3 protein-coding genes are annotated in these 5,708 nt (G+C 53.0%); all 3 read left to right on the plus strand.

Annotated features, from left to right (window positions below):
• Positions 1–281 (plus strand): Maf family protein (locus EQY_RS0120975; RefSeq protein WP_000485559.1); only part of this gene is annotated, 281 nt, incomplete at its 5' end.
• A complete protein-coding gene (gene rng, locus EQY_RS0120980; protein WP_000123197.1) occupies positions 271–1,740 on the plus strand; it encodes a ribonuclease G in 1,470 nt (489 codons plus the stop codon). The genes EQY_RS0120975 and rng, both read left to right, overlap by 11 nt.
• Before the next feature lie 67 nt (positions 1,741–1,807).
• Positions 1,808–5,608 (plus strand): AsmA2 domain-containing protein YhdP, encoded by a 3,801-nt coding sequence (gene yhdP, locus EQY_RS0120985; RefSeq protein ID WP_001253521.1) that lies wholly within the window; start codon positions 1,808–1,810, stop codon positions 5,606–5,608.
• Positions 5,609–5,708 lie beyond the last annotated feature (100 nt).

Consider the following 5,708-nt stretch of genomic DNA (forward strand, 5'->3'; position numbering starts at 1 on the left):
CGGGGGTGCCCCTGGCACCCAGCCAGTACATTCTCGATTGTCTGGTGGTCACCGATGTGACGTTCAGAACGTTAACAGACGAAGACATCGCGGGCTATGTTGCCAGCGGTGAACCGTTAGATAAAGCAGGTGCATACGGTATTCAGGGGCTGGGTGGTTGTTTTGTCAGGAAGATAAATGGCAGCTATCACGCCGTAGTCGGCTTACCGCTGGTTGAAACGTATGAATTATTAAGTAATTTTAACGCACTGCGTGACAAAAGGGATAAACATGACGGCTGAATTGTTGGTAAACGTAACGCCTTCGGAAACACGAGTGGCGTATATTGATGGCGGTATTCTGCAGGAAATTCATATTGAACGTGAGGCGCGACGCGGAATAGTAGGCAATATCTACAAGGGTCGTGTAAGTCGTGTACTTCCGGGTATGCAGGCGGCTTTTGTAGATATTGGGCTGGATAAAGCCGCGTTTCTTCATGCATCCGACATCATGCCACACACCGAATGTGTGGCGGGTGAAGAACAAAAGCAGTTCACGGTGCGCGATATTTCGGAGCTGGTGCGTCAGGGACAAGATCTGATGGTGCAGGTGGTGAAAGATCCGCTTGGCACCAAAGGTGCGCGTCTGACCACCGATATCACGCTGCCGTCTCGCTATCTGGTGTTTATGCCAGGGGCTTCTCACGTTGGGGTTTCCCAACGCATTGAAAGTGAATCTGAACGTGAACGCCTGAAAAAAGTGGTCGCAGAGTATTGCGACGAGCAGGGCGGATTTATCATCCGTACTGCGGCGGAAGGGGTTGGCGAAGCGGAGCTGGCCTCCGATGCTGCCTACCTGAAACGCGTCTGGACCAAAGTGATGGAACGTAAAAAGCGTCCACAGACCCGTTATCAACTGTACGGCGAACTGGCGCTGGCGCAGCGTGTTCTGCGTGATTTCGCCGACGCTGAGCTGGATCGTATTCGCGTTGACTCGCGCCTGACTTACGAAGCGTTGCTTGAGTTCACTTCGGAATACATTCCCGAGATGACCAGTAAGCTGGAACATTACACCGGACGCCAGCCAATTTTCGATCTCTTTGATGTCGAAAACGAAATCCAGCGGGCGCTGGAACGCAAAGTAGAACTGAAGTCCGGCGGCTATTTGATTATCGACCAGACCGAAGCGATGACTACCGTGGACATCAATACCGGGGCGTTTGTTGGTCATCGCAATCTGGACGACACCATCTTCAATACCAATATTGAAGCGACGCAGGCTATCGCTCGCCAGTTACGGTTGCGTAATCTGGGCGGGATTATCATTATTGATTTCATCGACATGAATAATGAAGATCACCGTCGCCGCGTACTGCATTCGCTGGAACAGGCGTTGAGCAAAGACCGGGTGAAAACCAGCGTTAATGGTTTTTCGGCGCTGGGGCTGGTGGAGATGACGCGTAAACGCACCCGCGAAAGCATTGAGCACGTACTGTGTAATGAATGCCCAACCTGTCACGGTCGCGGAACGGTGAAAACCGTGGAGACCGTATGCTATGAAATCATGCGTGAGATCGTTCGCGTGCACCATGCTTACGACTCTGACCGTTTCCTGGTCTATGCTTCCCCGGCAGTAGCCGAAGCCTTGAAAGGCGAAGAATCGCACTCGCTGGCGGAAGTGGAAATTTTCGTTGGCAAACAGGTTAAAGTACAAATTGAACCGCTCTACAACCAGGAGCAGTTTGACGTCGTAATGATGTAAACAGATGCTGGGCCGCCATCCGGCAAAGGGTTTTTGAGTCACATTTTTAGTAGACAAGGAGTGACGGGTGAGGCGATTGCCGGGGATTTTACTGCTTACTGGAGCCGCGCTCGTAGTGATCGCTGCGCTGCTGGTCAGCGGCCTGCGTATTGCTTTACCGCACCTCGACGCCTGGCGCCCGGAAATCCTTAACAAAATTGAATCCGCGACGGGTATGCCGGTGGCAGCCAGTCAGCTCTCCGCCAGTTGGCAAAATTTTGGCCCAACACTCGAAGCGCACGACATCCGCGCTGAGTTGAAAGATGGCGGTGAATTTTCAGTTAAACGCGTCACCCTGGCGCTGGATGTCTGGCAGAGCCTGCTGCATATGCGCTGGCAGTTTCGTGACCTCACTTTCTGGCAACTGCGCTTTCGCACCAATACACCCATCACCAGTGGTGGTAGCAATGATAGCCTGGAAGCCAGCCATATCAGCGATCTGTTTCTTCGTCAGTTCGATCACTTCGATCTCCGCGATAGCGAAATCAGCTTCCTGACACCATCCGGTCAGCGCGCTGAACTGGCGATCCCGCAACTCACCTGGCTTAACGATCCACGTAGACACCGTGCGGAAGGCCAGGTAAGTCTCTCCAGTCTGACCGAACAACACGGCGTGATGCAGGTGCGCATGGATCTGCGTGATGATGAGGGACTGTTAAGCAATGGTCGCGTCTGGCTTCAGGCTGATGACATTGACCTGAAGCCGTGGCTCGGTAAATGGATGCAGGACAATATTGCGCTGGAAACGGCACAGTTCTCCCTTGAAGGCTGGATGACCATCGACAAAGGCGATGTGATCGGAGGCGATGTCTGGCTGAAACAGGGCGGTGCAAGCTGGCTGGGCGAGAAAAAAACGCATTCGCTGTCGGTGGATAATCTGACCGCGCACATAACGCGCGAACATTCGGGCTGGCAGTTTTCCATTCCTGATACGCGGATCACCATGGACGGCAAACCCTGGCCGAGTGGAGCTTTGACGCTGGCCTGGATACCAGAACAGGACGTTGGCGGCAAAAACAATAAACGCAGTGACGAACTACGGATTCGCGCCAGCAATCTGGAGCTGGCGGGGCTGGAAGGCATACGCCCATTAGCAGCGAAACTTTCACCTGCGCTGGGTGATATCTGGCGTTCAACCCAGCCGAGTGGCAAGATCAACACGCTGGCGCTGGATATCCCGCTTCAGGCGGCAGAGAAAACCCGCTTTCAGGCGTCGTGGAGCAATTTGGCCTGGAAACAATGGAAATTACTGCCGGGTGCGGAACATTTCTCCGGGACGCTTTCAGGAAGCGTAGAAAATGGTTTGCTGACGGCTTCCATGAAGCAGGCGAAAATGCCTTATGAAACGGTATTTCGCGCACCGCTGGAAATTGCCGACGGCAAGGCAACCATAAGCTGGTTGAATAATGATAAAGGTTTCCAGCTGGATGGGCGTAACATCGACGTTAAAGCCAAAGCCGTCCATGCGCGCGGCGGTTTTCGTTACCTGCAACCTGCTAACGATGAACCCTGGCTGGGGATTCTGGCTGGCATCAGTACCGATGATGGTTCACAAGCCTGGCGCTATTTCCCGGAAAACCTGATGGGGAAAGAGTTAGTCGATTATCTAAGTGGCGCAATTCAGGGCGGTAAAGCGGATAACGCGACCCTGGTTTATGGCGGCAATCCACATCTTTTCCCTTACAAACACAACGAAGGTCAGTTTGAAGTGCTGGTGCCGCTGCGTAACGCGAAGTTTGCCTTCCAGCCGGACTGGCCTGCATTAACTAACCTTGATATTGAACTGGACTTTATTAACGACGGTTTATGGATGAAAACCGATGGCGTTAATCTGGGCGGTGTGCGCGCCAGTAACCTCACTGCGGTGATCCCTGACTACTCGAAAGAAAAGTTGCTTATTGACGCTGACATTAAAGGTTCGGGTAAAGCCGTTGGTCCTTACTTTAATGAGACGCCGCTGAAGGATTCTCTGGGGGCGACCCTACAAGAACTCCAGCTCGACGGCGATGTGAATGCTCGCTTACATCTCGATATCCCGCTGAATGGCGAACTGGTTACAGCGAAAGGTGAAGTGGCGCTGCGCAACAACAGCCTGTTTATCAAACCCCTCGACAGCACCCTGAAAAATTTGAGCGGTAAATTCAGCTTTATCAATGGTGATCTGCAAAGTGAACCACTGACCGCAAGCTGGTTTAACCAGCCACTGAACGTGGATTTTTCCACCAAAGAAGGGACAAAAGCCTACCAGGTTGCGGTGAATCTCAACGGTAACTGGCAACCAGCGAAAACCGGCGTTCTGCCTGAAGCGGTGAACGAAGCGTTAAGCGGCAGCGTGGCGTGGGATGGTAAAGTGGGCATTGAGCTGCCTTATCATGCTGGCGCGACCTATAACGTAGAGCTGAACGGCGATCTGAAGAATGTGAGTAGTCACTTACCTTCGCCGTTAGCCAAACCTGCGGGTAAACCGCTACCTGTAAATATTAAGGTTGATGGCAATCTCAACAGCTTTGAATTAACCGGGCAAGCTGGCACGAATAACCATTTCAATAGCCGCTGGTTGCTCGGTCAAAAGCTGACGCTTGAGCGCGCCATCTGGGCGGCAGACAGCAAAACGCTTCCACCGTTACCGGAACAGAGTGGTGTTGAGTTAAATATGCCGCCAATGGACGGCGCCGAGTGGCTGGCGCTATTCCAGAAAGGCGCGACGGAAAAGGTTGGCAGCGCGGCGAGTTTCCCTCAGCACATTACGTTACGTACACCGGCGTTGTCATTGGGGAATCAGCAGTGGAATAACCTGAGCATCGTCTCGCAGCCGATGGCAAACGGTACGCAGGTTGAGGCGCAAGGGCGTGAAATCAACGCTACGCTGGCGATGCGTAATAACGCGCCGTGGCTGGCGAATATTAAATATCTCTATTACAACCCGAACGTGACGAAAACCGGTGGTGAATCAACGAATTCATCACCTTTCCCGACCACGGAGCGCATCAGCTTCCGTGGCTGGCCGGACGCACAAATACGTTGCGCAGAGTGCTGGTTCTGGGGGCAAAAATTCGGTCGCATCGACAGCGATATCACCATTTCCGGCGATACGTTAACGCTGACTAATGGACTGATTGATACTGGTTTCTCGCGACTCACTGCCGATGGTGAATGGGTTAACAATCCGGGGAATGAACGCACCTCGCTGAAAGGAAAACTGCGCGGCCAGAAAATTGATGCCGCCGCAGAATTTTTTGGTGTCACGACGCCAATACGCCAGTCGTCATTTAATGTGGATTACGATTTACACTGGCGTAAAGCACCGTGGCAGCCGGATGAAGCGACGTTGAATGGCATCATTCATACCCAACTGGGCAAAGGCGAAATTACCGAAATCAGCACCGGACATGCCGGGCAATTGCTGCGCTTATTGAGCGTTGATGCCCTGATGCGTAAGCTGCGTTTTGATTTCAGAGACACCTTTGGCGAAGGGTTCTATTTTGACTCCATTCGCAGCACGGCGTGGATTAAAGACGGTGTTATGCACACCGATGACACGCTGGTGGATGGCCTGGAAGCGGATATCGCCATGAAAGGGTCGGTGAATCTGGTACGCCGCGATCTGAATATGGAGGCGGTTGTCGCGCCGGAAATTTCCGCGACGGTGGGGGTGGCTGCGGCCTTTGCGGTTAACCCCATTGTCGGCGCTGCGGTGTTTGCCGCCAGTAAAGTGCTGGGGCCGCTATGGAGCAAAGTCTCCATTTTGCGCTATCACATTTCTGGTCCGCTGGACGATCCGCAAATCAACGAAGTATTGCGCCAACCGCGTAAAGAAAAAGCGCAATGATTTGACGAGGGCGCGTAATTGCCCCAATCTCTTATGATAATCGTTGCCAAAGGCCAACGAGCCGGAACATAACCGTAGGTCGGATAAGGCGTTCACGCCG

This window comes from Escherichia sp. TW14182, assembly GCF_000208525.1.
GTDB lineage: Bacteria > Pseudomonadota > Gammaproteobacteria > Enterobacterales > Enterobacteriaceae > Escherichia > Escherichia ruysiae.